This window comes from Corynebacterium lizhenjunii, from assembly GCF_011038655.2.
GTDB classification, from domain to species: domain Bacteria; phylum Actinomycetota; class Actinomycetes; order Mycobacteriales; family Mycobacteriaceae; genus Corynebacterium; species Corynebacterium lizhenjunii.
This window is the reverse complement of the sequence record NZ_CP064954.1, coordinates 189,965-204,978: the sequence shown is the minus strand read 5'-3', so window position 1 is coordinate 204,978 and position 15,014 is coordinate 189,965. Positions and strand designations below refer to the sequence as shown.

Annotated in this window: 14 protein-coding genes and 1 tRNA gene; 7 read left to right on the top strand and 8 right to left on the bottom strand. The window is 63.0% G+C overall.

What is annotated here, in order from left to right:
• The first annotated feature begins 43 nt into the window (after positions 1-43).
• Complete coding sequence (gene glxR, locus G7Y31_RS00960) at positions 44-727, top strand: CRP-like cAMP-activated global transcriptional regulator GlxR (RefSeq protein WP_165010820.1); 684 nt, start codon at positions 44-46, stop codon at positions 725-727.
• Positions 728-922: 195 nt separating this feature from the next.
• Here glxR and G7Y31_RS00955 read toward each other — a convergent pair whose 3' ends face one another.
• The 4 genes from G7Y31_RS00955 to G7Y31_RS00940 all read right to left on the bottom strand — a co-directional run bounded on the left by G7Y31_RS00955 (position 923) and on the right by G7Y31_RS00940 (position 2,834).
• Positions 923-1,741: an MBL fold metallo-hydrolase gene (locus G7Y31_RS00955; RefSeq protein WP_165010822.1), complete on the bottom strand. Its 819-nt coding sequence runs from the start codon at positions 1,739-1,741 to the stop codon at positions 923-925.
• 30 nt (positions 1,742-1,771) lie between these two features.
• On the bottom strand, positions 1,772-2,230 hold the full coding sequence (locus tag G7Y31_RS00950) for a RidA family protein (RefSeq protein ID WP_165010824.1): 459 nt from the start codon (positions 2,228-2,230) through the stop codon (positions 1,772-1,774).
• Complete coding sequence (sp36, locus tag G7Y31_RS00945; protein WP_196823586.1) at positions 2,230-2,391, bottom strand: Sp36 family protein; 162 nt, start codon at positions 2,389-2,391, stop codon at positions 2,230-2,232. Before sp36 ends, G7Y31_RS00950 begins: the two co-directional genes overlap by 1 nt.
• Positions 2,392-2,516: 125 nt before the next feature.
• The gene (locus G7Y31_RS00940; protein ID WP_165010828.1) at positions 2,517-2,834 is read right to left on the bottom strand and encodes a WhiB family transcriptional regulator; all 318 of its coding nucleotides are present in this window, start codon (positions 2,832-2,834) and stop codon (positions 2,517-2,519) included.
• Between the two features lie 190 nt (positions 2,835-3,024).
• Here G7Y31_RS00940 and G7Y31_RS00935 point away from each other — a divergent pair, with 190 nt between their 5' ends.
• Positions 3,025-5,451: a transglycosylase domain-containing protein gene (locus tag G7Y31_RS00935; RefSeq protein ID WP_165010830.1), complete on the top strand. Its 2,427-nt coding sequence runs from the start codon at positions 3,025-3,027 to the stop codon at positions 5,449-5,451.
• 84 nt (positions 5,452-5,535) lie between these two features.
• Here G7Y31_RS00935 and G7Y31_RS00930 read toward each other — a convergent pair whose 3' ends face one another.
• Positions 5,536-5,985 carry a GatB/YqeY domain-containing protein gene (locus tag G7Y31_RS00930; protein ID WP_165010832.1) on the bottom strand — a complete coding sequence of 150 codons (450 nt, stop codon included), beginning with the start codon at positions 5,983-5,985 and terminating at the stop codon, positions 5,536-5,538.
• A 35-nt stretch (positions 5,986-6,020) separates the two neighbouring features.
• Between G7Y31_RS00930 and G7Y31_RS00925 the strand changes: the two genes are divergently transcribed.
• Together G7Y31_RS00925 and G7Y31_RS00920 are read left to right on the top strand one after the other, a co-directional pair.
• Positions 6,021-6,926, top strand: coding sequence for a metallophosphoesterase (locus G7Y31_RS00925; RefSeq protein WP_235922933.1), 906 nt, complete (start codon positions 6,021-6,023; stop codon positions 6,924-6,926).
• 155 nt (positions 6,927-7,081) lie between these two features.
• Positions 7,082-7,158 (top strand) — tRNA-Pro (locus tag G7Y31_RS00920).
• Between the two features lie 136 nt (positions 7,159-7,294).
• Here the strand turns inward: G7Y31_RS00920 and G7Y31_RS00915 are convergent.
• A complete protein-coding gene (locus G7Y31_RS00915; RefSeq protein WP_165010836.1) occupies positions 7,295-7,453 on the bottom strand; it encodes a hypothetical protein in 159 nt (52 codons plus the stop codon).
• Between the two features lie 91 nt (positions 7,454-7,544).
• Between G7Y31_RS00915 and G7Y31_RS00910 the strand changes: the two genes are divergently transcribed.
• Positions 7,545-9,005 (top strand): HNH endonuclease signature motif containing protein, encoded by a 1,461-nt coding sequence (locus G7Y31_RS00910; RefSeq protein ID WP_244977413.1) that lies wholly within the window; start codon positions 7,545-7,547, stop codon positions 9,003-9,005.
• A gap of 411 nt (positions 9,006-9,416) precedes the next feature.
• Here G7Y31_RS00910 and G7Y31_RS00905 read toward each other — a convergent pair whose 3' ends face one another.
• Together G7Y31_RS00905 and G7Y31_RS00900 are read right to left on the bottom strand one after the other, a co-directional pair.
• Complete coding sequence (locus G7Y31_RS00905) at positions 9,417-10,748, bottom strand: AAA family ATPase (protein WP_165010838.1); 1,332 nt, start codon at positions 10,746-10,748, stop codon at positions 9,417-9,419.
• A gap of 66 nt (positions 10,749-10,814) precedes the next feature.
• Positions 10,815-12,362: a catalase gene (locus G7Y31_RS00900; protein WP_165010840.1), complete on the bottom strand. Its 1,548-nt coding sequence runs from the start codon at positions 12,360-12,362 to the stop codon at positions 10,815-10,817.
• A 370-nt stretch (positions 12,363-12,732) separates the two neighbouring features.
• Between G7Y31_RS00900 and G7Y31_RS00895 the strand changes: the two genes are divergently transcribed.
• Positions 12,733-13,290: an RNA polymerase sigma factor gene (locus G7Y31_RS00895; RefSeq protein WP_165010842.1), complete on the top strand. Its 558-nt coding sequence runs from the start codon at positions 12,733-12,735 to the stop codon at positions 13,288-13,290.
• 226 nt (positions 13,291-13,516) lie between these two features.
• Positions 13,517-14,959, top strand: a complete 1,443-nt coding sequence (locus tag G7Y31_RS00890) for a YkvI family membrane protein (protein WP_244977412.1) — start codon at positions 13,517-13,519, stop codon at positions 14,957-14,959.
• The last annotated feature ends 55 nt before the right edge of the window (positions 14,960-15,014 follow it).

Sequence of the window (15,014 nt, the reverse complement as noted above, 5' to 3'; positions counted from 1 at the left end):
CAGCCCAAATATGAAAGCCAATTCTTTCTTCAAGGAGCGATAAGTGGAAGGCGTACAGGATATCCTCTCCCGCGCCGGCATCTTCCAAGGTGTAGATCCGGTGGCCGTGCAGAACCTCATTGAGCAGATGGAAACGGTCCGCTTCCCGCGCGGCGCCACCATTTTCGAGGAAGGTGAACCGGGCGACCGCCTCTACATCATCACCTCCGGAAAGATTAAGCTCGCCCGCCACGCCCCGGACGGGCGTGAAAATCTGCTCACCGTTATGGGCCCTTCGGACATGTTCGGCGAGCTGTCCATCTTCGACCCGGGCCCGCGCACCTCCTCCGCTGTTTGTGTGACGGAGGTCCACGCTGCCACCATGAACTCGGAGATGCTCAAGCAGTGGGTCGCTGACCACCCGGCCATCGCCCAGCAACTGTTGCGCGTCCTGGCCCGGCGCCTGCGCCGCACCAACGCCAACCTGGCGGACCTCATCTTCACCGACGTTCCCGGCCGCGTAGCCAAGACGCTGCTGCAGCTGGCTAACCGCTTCGGCTCCCAGGAAGGCGGCGCCCTGCGCGTTAACCACGATCTCACTCAGGAGGAAATCGCCCAGCTGGTGGGTGCTTCCCGTGAGACCGTGAATAAGGCCCTGGCTACCTTCGCCCACCGCGGGTGGATTCGCCTGGAGGGCAAGTCCGTGCTCATCGTGGATACGGAGCACCTGGCAAAGCGCGCCCGCTAGCGCGCCCACGCGAAAGGCCCGGCAGTTTTTGCCGGGCCTTTGTTGCGTTTTGCCGTTCGCGTTTAGCACTTAGCGCACCGCTAAACGCTTAGCGCACCGCTAAACGCACCGCTTAGCACTTAGCGCACCGCTAAACGCGCCGCTTAACGCTTAGCGCTAAGCGGCGCGCTATTGAACGGGCTGCTCAGCCGAAAACTACTGGGCGGGTTGTTCCGCCAGGTACTTCAACGCGGTGCGGGTGGACTGCTCCGCTGCGTGGCGCAGCACTGGGTCCACGTCGTCGTACATCTCATCCACCATGGTCTTGAGGTCCACGTCTTGGCCCAGGCGAGAGTGAATCTCGCGAATCTGCTCCAGGCGGTGGTGGCGGCGGTCGATGTACTTGCGGGCTACCTGGGAGACGTCATCCAAATCCGGGCCGTGGCCCGGCAGCAGGGATACGTCTTTTCCGCGAGCTTCGAGGATGTCCAGGGAACGCAGGTAGGCACCAAGGTCCCCATCAGTCTCGGAGAGCATGACGGTGTGGCGGCCCGCGATGGTGTCGCCAGTCAAAATGCCCTCCAGGCGGGAGTTGTGCGGCTCCCCGGTCCAGACAAAGAAGCTGGTGGAGTCCGCGGTGTGGCCCGGGGTGTGGACCACCTCCAGCCGCGGAGTGACATCATCCAAAGCGATAATCTCCCCATCGCTCAGGGGCTCGCCACCATTGCAGTAGTTAGCGTCGAAAGCCCGGATGGGGGCTCCGGTAAGTTGGCGCAGGCGCTGGGCACCGGAGGCGTGGTCATCGTGGCGGTGAGTGAGCACAATAAGTGCCACCTCCCCGGCGCGAGCGGTGACAACGTTGAGGTGGCCTTCATCCTCCGGCCCCGGATCGACCACGATGGCGCGGTCATCCTCCGGGGCGCGAATGATCCAGGTATTAGTCCCTTCCAGTGCGGTATAAGAGGGGTTGTCGCACAACACTACGCCTGCGGACTGGGTGACCTGGCGCAGTTGGGCATATGCAGGGTGTTCCATGGTTTCCAGCCTAACCTATCCGCGCCTGGCCTACTGCCTAACTTCTACGATGAGCTCGATCTCAACCGGGGAGTCCTTCGGCAGCACCGCCACGCCCACGGCGGAGCGGGCGTGCTGGCCAGCTGGCCCGAAAACCTCGCCAATAAAGTCCGAGGCCCCATTCACCACGGCCGGCTGTTCTACAAAGTCCGGGCTGGAAGCGACAAAACCCACGATCTTGAGCACCCGGGTGACGTTGTCTAGCCCCACCTCTGCATCCACAGCTGCAAGTGCATTGAGGACCGCCACGCGGGCCAGATCTGCGGCCTGTTGGGCATCGACCTCGGCGCCTACCTTGCCGGTTGCCAGCAGGGCGCCGTCGCGCAGCGGCAGCTGGCCGGAGGTCCACACTTGGTTGCCTACTCGCACCGCCGGTACGTAGGAAGCCAGCGGCTTGGCCACTGGTGGTAGTTCGTATCCGAGCTGCGAAAGCTTAGCCAGAAAGCTCATTAGTTCTCCTCCACCGGCCGCTTGAAGTAGGCCACCACGTTTTCTGGGTTCATGCCGGGGGTAATGGTTACCAATTCCCAGCCATCTTCACCCCAGCTGTCCAGGATTTGCTTGGTGGCGTGCGTGAGTACCGGCGCGGTTGCGTATTCCCATTTAGTCATGCGGGCCATTCTACGGCACCCGGCAGTTCCCGGCGCGCCGCTGCCTGTCCAACGGTGCGCGCGACCGGGCCGCTCTCACAGGGGCGTACCGCTTCGTGTCCCGGCGCGCCGCAGCGTGCTGCGGCTCAGATGCCGATCAGCTCGCCACCGGCGGACAGATAGTCCGCCCAGGACTTGATGTGCCTGTTTTTGCGCAAGAGGGCGCGGCGTTGGCGTTCTGTCAGCCCGCCCCACACGCCAAACTCCACGCGATTATCCAGGGCATCTGCTAGACATTGGTTCAGCACCGGGCATTCCTCGCAAATCTCGGCTGCTTTGCGCTGTTCCGCACCGCGAACAAAGAGGGCGTCCGGGTCGCAGTTGCGGCAGTTGGCTTTCCGCACCCACTCGCCACGCAACACAATCGGGTTGACTCGGGAAGCAGGTTTCAAACGGACGGTCATTAGGGGTGCGCTCCTTCCTAGCGGCTGCGTGGCGGGCCACGCGATAGGGGTTAGGGGTACTGAAGCCGTAAGTGTATTCACACGCCATACGCCTTGTCTAGCGCATCACACTTTAGGGGGGTCTGCTGGAGAAAATCGCCGCGTTTTATGGCGGCGACCGTTTTCATTAGCTCCCAAGACACGTAGGGTTATGGGGGTGACTTATCTGAAAGCCTTGGGCCAGATGTTCGTGGCCACGGTCCTGGTGGGCCTTTTGGTGGCGCTCGCCTGCGCCCCGGCAGCAGGCCTGGGCGGTCTAGCCGTCAAGGCCACCACCCAGGCCATGGTCTCTGATGTCCAGAACTTGGAGGCCGGCAACGTTCCGGGTGTGACCACCATTCGCGACGCCGAAGGTGGCACGCTGGCCTACCTCTATACACAGCGCCGGCACCCGGTGGCTCCGGAGCAGATCTCCCACACCATCAAAGACGCGATTGTCTCCATCGAGGACCGCCGCTTCTACGAGCACGAGGGCGTAGACATCCAGGGAAATTTCCGTGCCGTCGCCACCAATTTGCTAGCCGGCGGGGTCTCCCAGGGTGCGTCCACCATTAATCAGCAATACGTGAAGAACTACCTGTTGCTGGTAGACGCGGAGACCGACTCGGAGCGCCAAGCCGCCACCGAGCAGTCTGTGGCCCGCAAGCTGCGGGAGATGCGCATTGCCACCCAGATTGATAAGTCGCTGAGTAAGGATGAGATTCTGAGCAACTACCTCAACCTCATCCCCTTTGGCAATCACGCTTACGGCATTGAGGCCGCCGCCCGCACCTACTTTGGCATCCCGGCGGCGCAGCTTAACTACGCGCAGGCCGCCATGCTGGCTGGCATGGTGCAATCCTCGGAGTACCTCAACCCCTACACCAACCGCGATGCCGTGGTAGAACGCCGTAACCTTGTCCTCCAAGCCTTGGTCACTAATGGCCACCTGGCCCAGGAAGAAGCCGACCGCCTGGCCGGCCAGGACCTGGGCGTGCTCCCGAGGCCTGCCACGTTGCCCAATGGGTGCATCACTGCAGGCAACCGTGGTTTCTTCTGCGACTTCGTGCTGGACTACCTGGCCTCCAAGGGCCTGGACAAGGAAGAACTCTCCCGTGGCGGCTATACGGTAGACACCACATTGGTGCCGCATATCCAAGACGCCGCGCAGGCTGCCGTCAACGGCCAGACTTCCCCTACCGCAGAAGGCGTGGCAGAGGTGATGAGCGTGCTGGTCCCGGAGAAGAATGACCGCGACGTCGTAGCCATGGTGTCTTCGCGCGCCTACGGGCTGGACCAGGATAATTTTGAGACGATCCTGCCGCAGCCTTATTCCCTGGTGGGCAACGGCGCGGGTTCCATTTTCAAGCTCTTTACCGCCGCAGCGGCCATTGACGCAGGTTACGGCATCCAGGAAACTGTTCCCGTTCCTGCCCGCTATGAGGCCTCTGGTTTGGGCCATGGCGGCGCCGCCAATTGCCCGCCGGATAAATACTGCGTGGAAAACGCGGGCACCTACCAGCCCACTATGACGCTGCAGGATGCCCTAGCGCACTCCCCCAACAGCACCTTTGTGCAGCTCCTGGAGCAGGTGGGCGTGCCTGCCATCGTGGACATGTCCGTCAAGTTGGGCCTGCGCTCCTATACCGAGGACGCCTCCTTTAGCGAAAACACCTCCATCGCCCAAGCCGCCAAGGATGCCAACATGGGTGCCTACACACTTGGCCCCACCGCGGTTAATCCCCTGGAGCTGTCCAACGTGGGCGCCACCATCGCCGCCGAGGGCATGTGGTGCGAGCCCAACCCCGTCAACAGGGTGACGGACCGCGACGGTAACCAGGTCTTTATCGAACCCACGCCGTGCGAGCGCGCCTTGAACCCTGAGGTCGCCGCCGCCCTGACCGCAGCGCTGAGCCAGGACACCACCAAGGGCACCGCCGCCGATTCCGCCCGCGCCTTTGGCTTCGGCGCCCCTACTGCCGCCAAGACCGGTACCTCCGAGTCCAATAAGTCTTCTGCTTTCCTGGGCTTTGCCTCTGGTCTTGCGGCCGCGCCCTACATCTACAACGACGGCACCACCAACGCCCCGCTGTGCACCGCGCCGGTGCGCCAGTGCGTCGAAGGGACCCTCTTCGGCGGCATGGAGCCGGCCCGCACCTACTTCGCGCTGGCCTCCCAGGTGGACCAGGGCGTGCTGCCACCCTATAACCCCCAGTACAACAAGGGCACCACTGGCGATGCCCTCCTAGACAGCGTCCGCGGCATGTCCCAGTCGCAGGCCACCGCCACCCTGCAAAGCGCGGGCTATACCGTGACCACCAGGATGGTGCCCGGCTTCGGCGTGGGTTACGGCGCCGTGGTCCGTGCCCTCAAATCCCCCGGCCCGCTGCGCCCAGGTGGTGAGGTAGTGCTGCAGCTTTCCGATGGCACCGGTGCCCCCACCCCCACCACCGATCCGGGTGCTGCCCGGCCAGGGGCCAACCCATCCCCGGGCAACTCTGACCCTGCCCCTGCTGCTCCCCGGCCTGCCCCGAGCCTAGAAGAACAACTAGGCAACTTGGCCAATGAGTTCCGCAATGCCTTCGGCCTGAACAACTAGCCCGGCCCGGCTATCCCTGGCCACCGCTGGCCAACCCCGGCGCCAGCCTGGCCACCGTTGACCAACCCCAGCGCCAGCCCGGGGTTAGGAGCTGAGGCGGGCCCGGACGGCATCGGAAAGCCTCTTGCCATCCACCTGACCAGCGGCCTGCGCCTGAGCAGCCTTCATCACTGCCCCCATCTGCGCCATACCAACCGGGGCCTCAAGCGTGCCGATAACCCCATCCAACAACGCCTCCAGCTCCGCATCGCTGAGCTGCTGGGGCTGGTAGGCCTCGAGGAAGGGGACATCGGCAAGCTCTGCCTCTGCCAACTCCGGGCGGCCATTGTCGGCATAAACCTGGGCGGACTCCCGGCGCTTCTTAATCTCGCGGGCAATGACCTTGACAATGTCCGCGTCCTCCAATTCATGGCGCGAACCGTTGGTCTCCTCCGCCTGGATGGCCGCCAACAGGGAACGGATGGCGCTGGTGCGCTCCTTCTCCCGCGCCTTCATGGCTTCTTTCAAATCTGCGCGAATAGTTTCTTTAAGCATGTCCCCAAACATACACCGGGGTAGAGTTGGTGAGCGTGAAATCTCTACGCACCATAGCCCTCACCGCCGCTGCGAGCACTATCGGAATCGCCGCGGGATGCGCCGCCTGGGCCTTCCAGCAGACCCGAGCCTTCGAGCTCAAGGAAGTCCAGGTACCGCTGCTGCCACCGGGGACCCTGCGGGGGCGCGAATCCTTCCGCATTCTGCATGTCAGCGACCTGCACATGGTGCCCGGCCAGACAGCCAAGATTGCTTGGGTGCGCCAGCTTGATGAGCTCGAGCCGGACCTGGTGGTCAACACCGGGGACAATCTTTCCGATGCCCGCGCCGTGCCCGACACCCTGCGCGCCCTAGGCCCCCTGCTATCGCGCCCCGGGGTGTTTTGCTTTGGCACCAATGACTATTGGGCGCCGCGCCTGGCCAATCCCGTCAACTACCTGCTGGGGCGCAAAAATGAGCCCTCATATGTAGATTTGCCCTGGCAGGGCATGCGCGCGGCCTTCATGGAGCACGGCTGGCATGATGCCACCCATACCCGCGTCGAGGTCAAAATTGGTCCCGTGCGCCTAGCCGCCGCCGGGGTGGATGACCCGCACCACAATTTGGATGATTACGCCAGCATCGCCGGTACCCCCAACCCGGACTCCAACCTGGCCATTGCCCTGGTGCACTCCCCCGAGCCGCGGGTGCTGGAACGCTTTGCCGCCGATGGCTACCAGCTGTCCTTCTCCGGGCACACCCACGGCGGCCAGCTGTGCCTACCGGGCTCGCGGGCGCTGGTGACCAACTGCGGCATCGACCGCGCCCGCGTGCAGGGCCTTCACCGCTTTGGCGAGATGTACATGCACGTCAGCAACGGCCTGGGCCAGTCCAAGTTTGTCCCTTTTAGGGTTTTCTGCTGCCCTTCTGCCACACTGGTGCACATTACCGAGCGCGGCTAGACCCCCACCGCCGAGCCGGCACAGGCCCTTCGCCCCCGGCTGCCTAGAGCGCCTTCGCCCTACCCCGTTCGGGCCCCTTTACCCCGGCTGCCTGGCGTTTTGTGCCGGGCGGCGGTGGGGGCTAAAGTATTTCAGGTATCGCACTCAAGCGAGAACGGGATATGGCGCAGCTTGGTAGCGCGCTTCGTTCGGGACGAAGAGGTCGCAGGTTCAAATCCTGTTATCCCGACCACCACCCCAGCCCCTCGGCTGGACCGCCGCCGCGCAGCTAGACATTTGTTTTAGCAGTGCGGCGGCTTCGTTATGCACGGTGAGGGGTTTATGCGCCCGGCCTGCCAGCCCCGTTTACTGGCTCCTACCGGCGCCGTTTACTTGCTCCTATTGCGCGCTTCTAACACCAGTACCGCCATGCTCAGTGCCCCCGCCAGTGGGTAGAACCACCGCGTCCAGCCATCCACAGCAAAGAACAGCGCCACCCCACACGCAAAGAAAAGCACCGCCGCCACATACAGCCAACGTGCTGCCATTTTCGCCTCCTTCAGGCTCTCAACCAGGTTATCCGAAAGAATACCGCGAAACCCCTTGCGCGGGTGGCCGCTGCGGTTTAGACTGTGCGCCATGTACGCGGGGGATTTTTTCACCATCCAGTCTCGGGGCATCCACTTAGTCGCCGAGTGCGTTGGCATGAGCGCCGAGGATTTCCTGGCCATGGGTGCTGACGGTACTACTGCCGCAGAGTTTGCCCACTTGGTCCAGGTCTACTTCGAGCCTGCCGATGCCCCCTCCTCCCGCAACCGTTCCTCCAAAGCCCAGGCCCGCAACCGTTCTGCCCAGTCCGAAGCCCGTGACCGTGCCGCGGCCAAAGCCCAGGCCCAGGCCAAAAGCCTTGCTACCGCCCAAGCCGCTGCCCGTGACTTTGCCACCAAGCAAGGCCACAGCCTACGCACCCTCACCCGCATCGAAGAACACGTCAGCCGCGTAAGCAAAGACCGCCGCTGGGAACTACGCCTCCTGCTATGCTCACTGCCCTGGCAAGAACACGACACCGCTGCTGCAGACTTCCGCGGGCCTTCCAAACAATCCAACCCCGAGCGCGGAGTACGCATGACACGCCGGGCCAACGGCAACCACACCATGTCCATTACAGACACCCCACAAGCCGTAGCCGACATGTACGGAGTCCTCACCGCCCAAGCCACCGCCGAAGCCCAGGCAGCCGCTGACGCTCAAGCCGCTGCTGAAGCCCAAGCCCACGCCGCGCAAGAGTCCCTCCCCGGCCTGGACAACAACGCCGACCCCGACCTCAATGGCGCAGAACCCGACACCACGGGCAGCCGGGCCAACGCTGACCTTAGCGGCAGCAACACCGCTGACCACCACGACGCTGACCACCACGACGGTGACGATGGTGGCGGCACCGGTCGGGCTCCGGGCAGGCCTTACCGGCCGAGTCCGGTGGAGTTGGTTGATGCTGCCCACACCATCTTCTTCGGCACAGACGACAACGACGACTCCGTCCCGCATGCCGCAAGGCCCCAAGTACGCACCAACGTCATCATCCGCCTCGAAGACCTCGACACAATCATCCACGGCCACGGCGAAGAAATCACCGTGGAACTCACCAACGGCGCACGCATGACCGGCGCCCAACTCGTAGCCCGCAAACTAGCTGATATTGGGCTTATCACCCTCATCCACCCCTTTACTGGCCCAGTCAATCTCTACACGGCTCGCTCTGCCTCCTACAAACAACGCCTTATGGCATGGGCAGAACACCCCACCTGCGCCTGGCCCGGATGCAACAAGCCTGCCGAAGAATCCCAAATCCACCACATCCGCCGCCACAAAGACAACGGACAAACAGAACCGTCTAACTTGGTACCACTGTGCAAGTACCACAACGGCACCAACGACGATGACCCCACCAAACCCACAGGCAGAGGCATCATCGACCGAATCAACGGGCGCATTGTCTGGTTCCCACCCTGGGGCGGGCCACCGTGGTATATCCCCAGCCCCGCACACCCTGACCCACCACCAAGCCTGCCGCACTCACCGGAGCCACCGCAACGGGAATAAACCGACCCCAGTCGGCTAGTCCCGCACGGCCGGCAACCTTGGCAAGAGGAACAAGCCACACCAGCCAGCTGGTCAAGTCCGCGCGCCCAACACCACAGCCGGACCGGACTGCCTCAGCCGGTCAGATCGACGCGCCCGGACCCCACAACCGAACCGAGCCCGCCGCCAATCCGGCATGAATCGGCCCCTAAGCCGTCAGTTTGGGACCCACATTTTGACCATTAGGCCGGAAAATGGGAAACGACGCGGCGCCCCTACAGCTACCGCGTCGTCCCTATTCCCTATCACTCACTTGACAGCTCGAAAGCTGCGCGCCCGCCCCCTAAGCGGGCATCGTGAGCAATTGCTATAGTAACACCGATGTGCCCGAAAAACCTAGGAATCGGACACATTCACAGCTTGTTCATACGTTTAAGGCTCAATTGCCAGGGAAGGCTGCTTCTCGCGGGCAGCCGGCGCGCAGAGCCCGGCCAGCAAAATGGCCGCTAGGACCCCCAAAGACACCCAAATCAACGGCGCATGTCCGCCGTTTCCACTGGTAGTGATAGCTGACACAGTCCAGTTCATGGGGAAGAGGTTTGCCACCGCCATCACCGCCCGGTGCACTACCTCGCCGGCCGCTGCCTCGCTCCACAGCCAAGCCGACAATCCGGTCTGAGCCACCCCCAGCACCCCAGAGCTAATCACCGCGGCCTTGCGGCCCCACCCGGCGGCCAGCACGCGCACCGCCGCCCAACCAGCACCAGCACCGGCCACACACGCCGCGACACTCAGCGGGTTGATAATATCCGTCAGCAGATACCCCACCCCGGCACCGGCCGCCCCCAGGCCTATCACCCCGGCTAGGCCTGTCCAGCGCCCCAGCCGCGCCAGCACCGCGCCGCCCAGCAGCAGCAGCCCTGACAGCAAGACAGTCACAGCCGGGTCAAAGACCGGCTCACCAGGCGCCGCGGTAGGCAACACGCGCTGGATATTGCCCACGTTGCGGGAATTGTCTTGCGCCATCTGTGAGATCCGGCCTGCGCCACCGTCTAGCTCAGCCACGCCCTTTTGCGCTTCCGCCACTCCGGCTTCTAACTCCTGCAGGCCCGCCCGTAGCTCCTGTGCCCCCTTGGTCGCCTGGTAAATGCCATCATGGTAGGCATAGCCCGGCACATGCAGCTGATTGGCGATGTCCCGCGAACCATTCTTCAACTCCACCAACTGCCCCGCTAGCTGCTGGTCCAACTCAAAGGTCTCTGCCTGTGCCTTAAGCTCCTGCAGCCGCCCACGCAGCTGATTCGCCTCCGGCGATTGCTTACCCCGCAAGTCCCCCAAGGTTGAATCTATAGCCTCAATGATCTGCCCCCGCACCGCATTAACGCCAATAATTTGGTCTACCGCCTGCCCGACGCCGTCAGCGACGCGGGTGGCACCTTCACCAAGCCGGCCGGTGCCTGCCTGCAGCTCCACCAGGCCATCGGCAAGCTGTGCTGAGCCTTGGGCAAGCTCCTGCACCCCCTGGCCCAAAGGCTGGGCGCCTTCCTGCAAAGCAGCGGTACCTTCCTTGAGCTGCTTAGCGCCACTGGCCAACAAGCTGGCCTGGGCCTGTGCATCACCGGCCGCCCGGCGCGCCCCGGCGGAGTCCTGGTTGTCCTCCCGGACCACCCAGGCGTCTGCCGGAGCCCAGTCGGTGCCAAAACTAACAAAGAGCGAACCTGCCAAGACCGGCAGCAGCAGGAGGAGAGGTAGGAAGGATCTCATTCCAATAACCTATCTACCTGCTGCAATCTTGTTTGGCAGGCGCGCCGTTGTTCGGTTCTGGTTGTTTTACTTGGAGGCGGCGAAGACTTCGCGCACGCGCTGGCCCAGGAGTTCATCGACCTGGTCCCAGTACTCGTAGACGCGCTGTTCGGTCGGCTCCGAGACCCCGGCCATTGCCCCGGCGATGTTGTTTGCCAGTCGCTCCTTCTCATCGTCGTCCATAACCTCGCGGTAGAGGATTCCGGCCTGGACAAAGTCGCCGTCCTCCGGGTGCTGCACATAAGGTGCGCGGGTCAGGTCCGTACCGTGGGGGTCCGGGTTGACGTAGAGGTCTGCGGCCTGGTGGGCTTCCTCGCGGACGTTAACCTCGGTGTTATCCAAGTAGCCGGTGCCCTTGGCGTGGCGGTTGGGGGAGTACACCGGCTCTTCAGGGCCGTTGAACAGGAACTGCATGGAGCCTTCGTGCTCGTAGGTGTTGACCTGGTTCAGCGGCTGGTTAACCGGCAGCTGCTTGTAATTGGCACCGATGCGGTAGCGGTGCTGGTCCGCGTAGGCGAAGGCGCGCGCCTGCAGCATGCGGTCCGGGGAAAGGCCCACGCCGGGGACCAGGTTGCCCGGGTCTAGCGCCAGCTGCTCGATCTGGGCGAAGAAGTTGCGGGGGTTGCGGTTGAGTACAAAGTAGCCCACGTCTACCAGCGGGTAGTCCTTCTGGGACCAGGTCTTGGTCAGATCGAAGGGGTTAAAGCGGTAGTTCTCCGCGTCCTCGAAGGGCATGATCTGGACCTTGACGTCCCAGATGGGGTAGTCCCCGGCCTCGATGGCGTTGTAGAGGTCTTCGCGCTGGAAGTCGGCGTTGAGGCCGGCCATCTCCGTAGCCTCGGCGTCGGTGAAGCAGTCCCAGCCTTGGCGGGTCTTGAAGTGGTACTTGATCCACACCGGGGTGCCTTCTTCGTTGATCCACTGGAAGGTGTGGGAGCCGAAGCCGTCCTGGTGGCGGGAAGTCTTCGGAGTGCCGCGGTCGCCCATCAGGTAGGTGACCTGGTGGGCGGTTTCCGGGTTGCGGGTCCAGAAGTCCCACTGCATGTCGGCGTCGCGCAGGCCATTGGCGCCACGCCGCTTTTGGGAGTGGATGAAGTCCGGGAACTTGATGCCGTCGCGCAGGAAGAAGGTGGGCGTGTTGTTGCCGACGATGTCATAGTTGCCATCCTCGGTGTAGAAACGCAGCGCGAAGCCGTGGACGTCGCGCCAGGTATCCGGGGAGCCCTGCTCGCCAGCGACGGTGGAAAAGCGTGCCACCATCGGGGTGACGGTGCCCTTCTGGAAGACCTTGGCTTTGGTGTACTGGGAGACGTCTTCGGTGATGTGCAGCTCGCCGAAGGCGCCGTGGCCCTTGGCGTGCGGGTTGCGCTCCGGGACGCGCTCGCGGTTGAAGTGGGCGAGCTTTTCAATCAGGTGCAGGTCGTTGAGTACGTTCGCGCCCTGGGGTCCCGCGGTCATGGAGGTGTTTTCGCTTGCCACCGGCTGGCCGGATGGCCGGGTGGTGGGCGTGGTGCGGCTTTCTGGGGCTGGGCGCTGGCCGTGGTTCAGAATCTTGTCAGCTGCGGAATCAGTCATGGGGTTGTTCCTTTCTGTTAGGGCCTGCAGTGGCCGCCGGTCTGCGGCGGCCACTGCAGGCCTGTGGTCGGCTGCGGCGGCCTTTGAGGCCTGTAGTCGCCTGTGGGGTCTATGTGGGTCCAGTCCTGTATGGGTCCGTGCCGCTAAGCGTCTAGTCCTGTCCGGCCTAGTGTGGTTTTCCGGGCTCTTCCGGTAAGGATGGGCCTGGGCGCTTTCCGGGGCTCCATGTTCCGGGAAGCGCGCTTACGAAGCACGATTAATAGGACATGCTTCATAGCCTACGTCCGTTTATAGGCGTTCGCAACCAATCGCCCGCCATTTATAGGATGACGCCGCCTGGCACCCCCACAGCCTGGTAAGTTCTTTCCTTGTGAACCACCACTCCGCTGCCGACGACGCCCGCGTCACCGACCTGGCCCTCCGCGCCGGACGAGGCGACCGCGCCGCACTAACGGAGTTCATTAAAGCCACCCAAGGTGACGTGTGGCGCCTGCTGGCCCACTTAGGCGGCCCAGAAATCGCCGACGACCTTACCCAAGAAACCTACCTGCGCGTCATCGGCGCGCTGCCCCGTTTCGCCGCCCGCTCCTCCGCCCGCACCTGGCTGCTCTCGCTGGCCCGGCGCGTGTGGGTGGACAATATCCGCCACGACATGGCCCGCCCCCGCAAGTCCGCCACCGAATATGAGGACGCCGCCGCCCGCACCCCCAACACCAGCACCGAAGCCTGGTCCGATTGGATTGACGCCCGTGCGCTTGTCGATGCCCTCCCTCCCGACCGCCGCGAAGCCCTCATCCTCACCCAGGTGTTGGGCTACACCTACGAAGAAGCCGCCAAGATTGCCAATGTGCGCGTGGGCACCATCCGTTCCCGCGTGGCCCGCGCCCGCAAGGATCTCAGCCAAGCAGCCGGAAACTCAGCATTCTAAGCAGATTGTTACCAATCGGTTATGCAAGGCCAAATGCACTAGCTGTGTACGGTTTTAGCGCGAAATATCTTTACTTCCAGCCCTCTCAAGGCTGTACGCTGCTGGAATGCTCCCGGCCAACTCGTTACGGTGGAGGGAGATACACACGTGCCAAATCGACCGTCGACCCGGGCCCACGAAGCTACCAAGCGTGGGCCCGGCACGTGTGAAGACAGGATTTTCTCACATGCTTAAGCGCGCCATAGCTATTTCCATGGCCTTTGTGGGTGTCGTTGTCGGTGCAGGTTTTGCCTCAGGCCAGGAGGCAATGCAGTACTTCGTCGCCTTCGGCAACCAGGGACTGATGGGCATGGCCTTGTCCGCCATCCTCATGGTCATCGCCGGCATTGCCTTTCTGCAGCTGGGCTCCTACTTCCAGGCAACCGAGCACACCGCCGTGTACTCCAAGGTCTCCGGCCCCATCACTTCCCGCATTTTGGACTGGGGCACCATTCTGACGCTGTTTTCCATCGGGTTCGTCATGTTCGCCGGTGGCGGCGCCAACATTTCCCAGCAGTTCCCCTCCGTACCCATCTGGGTTGGCAGTCTGTCCATGCTGATCCTGGTGCTCCTAGTCGGCTTGCTGGACGTCGATAAGGTCACCACGGTGCTTGGTGTGGTGACCCCGTTTATCATCGTCTTTATTGGCTTTACCACCATTTACACCATCGTCACCACGGATGTGGACCTGGTCAGCTTCAATGAGTACGCCGTCAATAACGTCAACCCCGCCATCGGCAACCCCTGGATTTCTGCCCTGAACTACACCGGCCTCAACGCCATTTGTGCAGTCTCGATGGCCATTGTTATCGGCGGTAACTTCCTGGACAACAAGACAGTGGGCCTGGGCGGTATCTTCGGCGGCATCGTCATGGTGTTCTTGTTGGTGCTGCTGGTGGTCTCCCTGTACTTTGCCGCCCCGCAGGTCAACGGCGAGGACATGCCGGTGCTGGCGCTGATTAGCCACATCAACCCGCAGTTGGGTTATGTGATGACGTTCATCATCTACGGCATGGTGTTCAACACCGCCGTGGGCATGTTCTACGCCCTGGGCAAGCGCCTGACTCGCGGCAACCCCAAGCGCTTCTACCCGGTCTACGCCATCGCGTGTGTCATTGGCTTCCTGTTGTCCTCCGTGGGCTTCCAGTCCCTGGTGGGCTTCGTGTACCCCATCCTGGGCTACATTGGTCTGTTCATGATTGGTGTGATGGTCTTTAGCTGGATTAAGAACCGGGACAAGATTACCGATGAAGCCGACCGCCGTTCCCGCGCCCGCACCCTGGTGCAGCGTCGACTGGACCCCCGCGAGCGCTTTACCAAGAAGAATGAAAAGGAGCTGCGGAAGCTGGCGAAAGCTTCCAACATGGCCACTCCGGAGTTTATCGCCGCCTTGGCCGAGGAGATCCATGATGACCTAGAGGCCGACGCCGAGCTCGAGGACTACGACCGCGAGGACCCACACCCCTCCGTCACCTATGTAGTCCACACCGAGCCCACCGCCAAGGAGGGCACCGTACAGTCCGATTTGGACTTCGGGACTGCCGCAGAGTCTGCCGATGCCGCCGATGCCGCTGCCGCTCAGCCTGCCGATGCCCCCAAGGCCCCCGGCACCAACCCCTCCCAGTCCTGATCTCCCGGCACTAACCCGCGCAGCTGACCTCGTACGCTGGGCCCACTAACCAAGC

Coding starts and splice junctions, on each gene's coding strand:
- G7Y31_RS00955 (WP_165010822.1), bottom strand. CDS start 1,741: ATGGAACACCCTGCATATGCCCAACTGCGCCAGGTCACCCAGTCCGCA.
- G7Y31_RS00950 (WP_165010824.1), bottom strand. CDS start 2,230: ATGAGCTTTCTGGCTAAGCTTTCGCAGCTCGGATACGAACTACCACCA.
- sp36 (WP_196823586.1), bottom strand. CDS start 2,391: ATGACTAAATGGGAATACGCAACCGCGCCGGTACTCACGCACGCCACC.
- G7Y31_RS00940 (WP_165010828.1), bottom strand. CDS start 2,834: ATGACCGTCCGTTTGAAACCTGCTTCCCGAGTCAACCCGATTGTGTTG.
- G7Y31_RS00935 (WP_165010830.1), top strand. CDS start 3,025: ATGGGGGTGACTTATCTGAAAGCCTTGGGCCAGATGTTCGTGGCCACG.
- G7Y31_RS00930 (WP_165010832.1), bottom strand. CDS start 5,985: ATGCTTAAAGAAACTATTCGCGCAGATTTGAAAGAAGCCATGAAGGCG.
- G7Y31_RS00915 (WP_165010836.1), bottom strand. CDS start 7,453: ATGGCAGCACGTTGGCTGTATGTGGCGGCGGTGCTTTTCTTTGCGTGT.
- G7Y31_RS00910 (WP_244977413.1), top strand. CDS start 7,545: ATGTACGCGGGGGATTTTTTCACCATCCAGTCTCGGGGCATCCACTTA.
- G7Y31_RS00905 (WP_165010838.1), bottom strand. CDS start 10,748: ATGAGATCCTTCCTACCTCTCCTCCTGCTGCTGCCGGTCTTGGCAGGT.
- G7Y31_RS00900 (WP_165010840.1), bottom strand. CDS start 12,362: ATGACTGATTCCGCAGCTGACAAGATTCTGAACCACGGCCAGCGCCCA.
- G7Y31_RS00890 (WP_244977412.1), top strand. CDS start 13,517: ATGCTTAAGCGCGCCATAGCTATTTCCATGGCCTTTGTGGGTGTCGTT.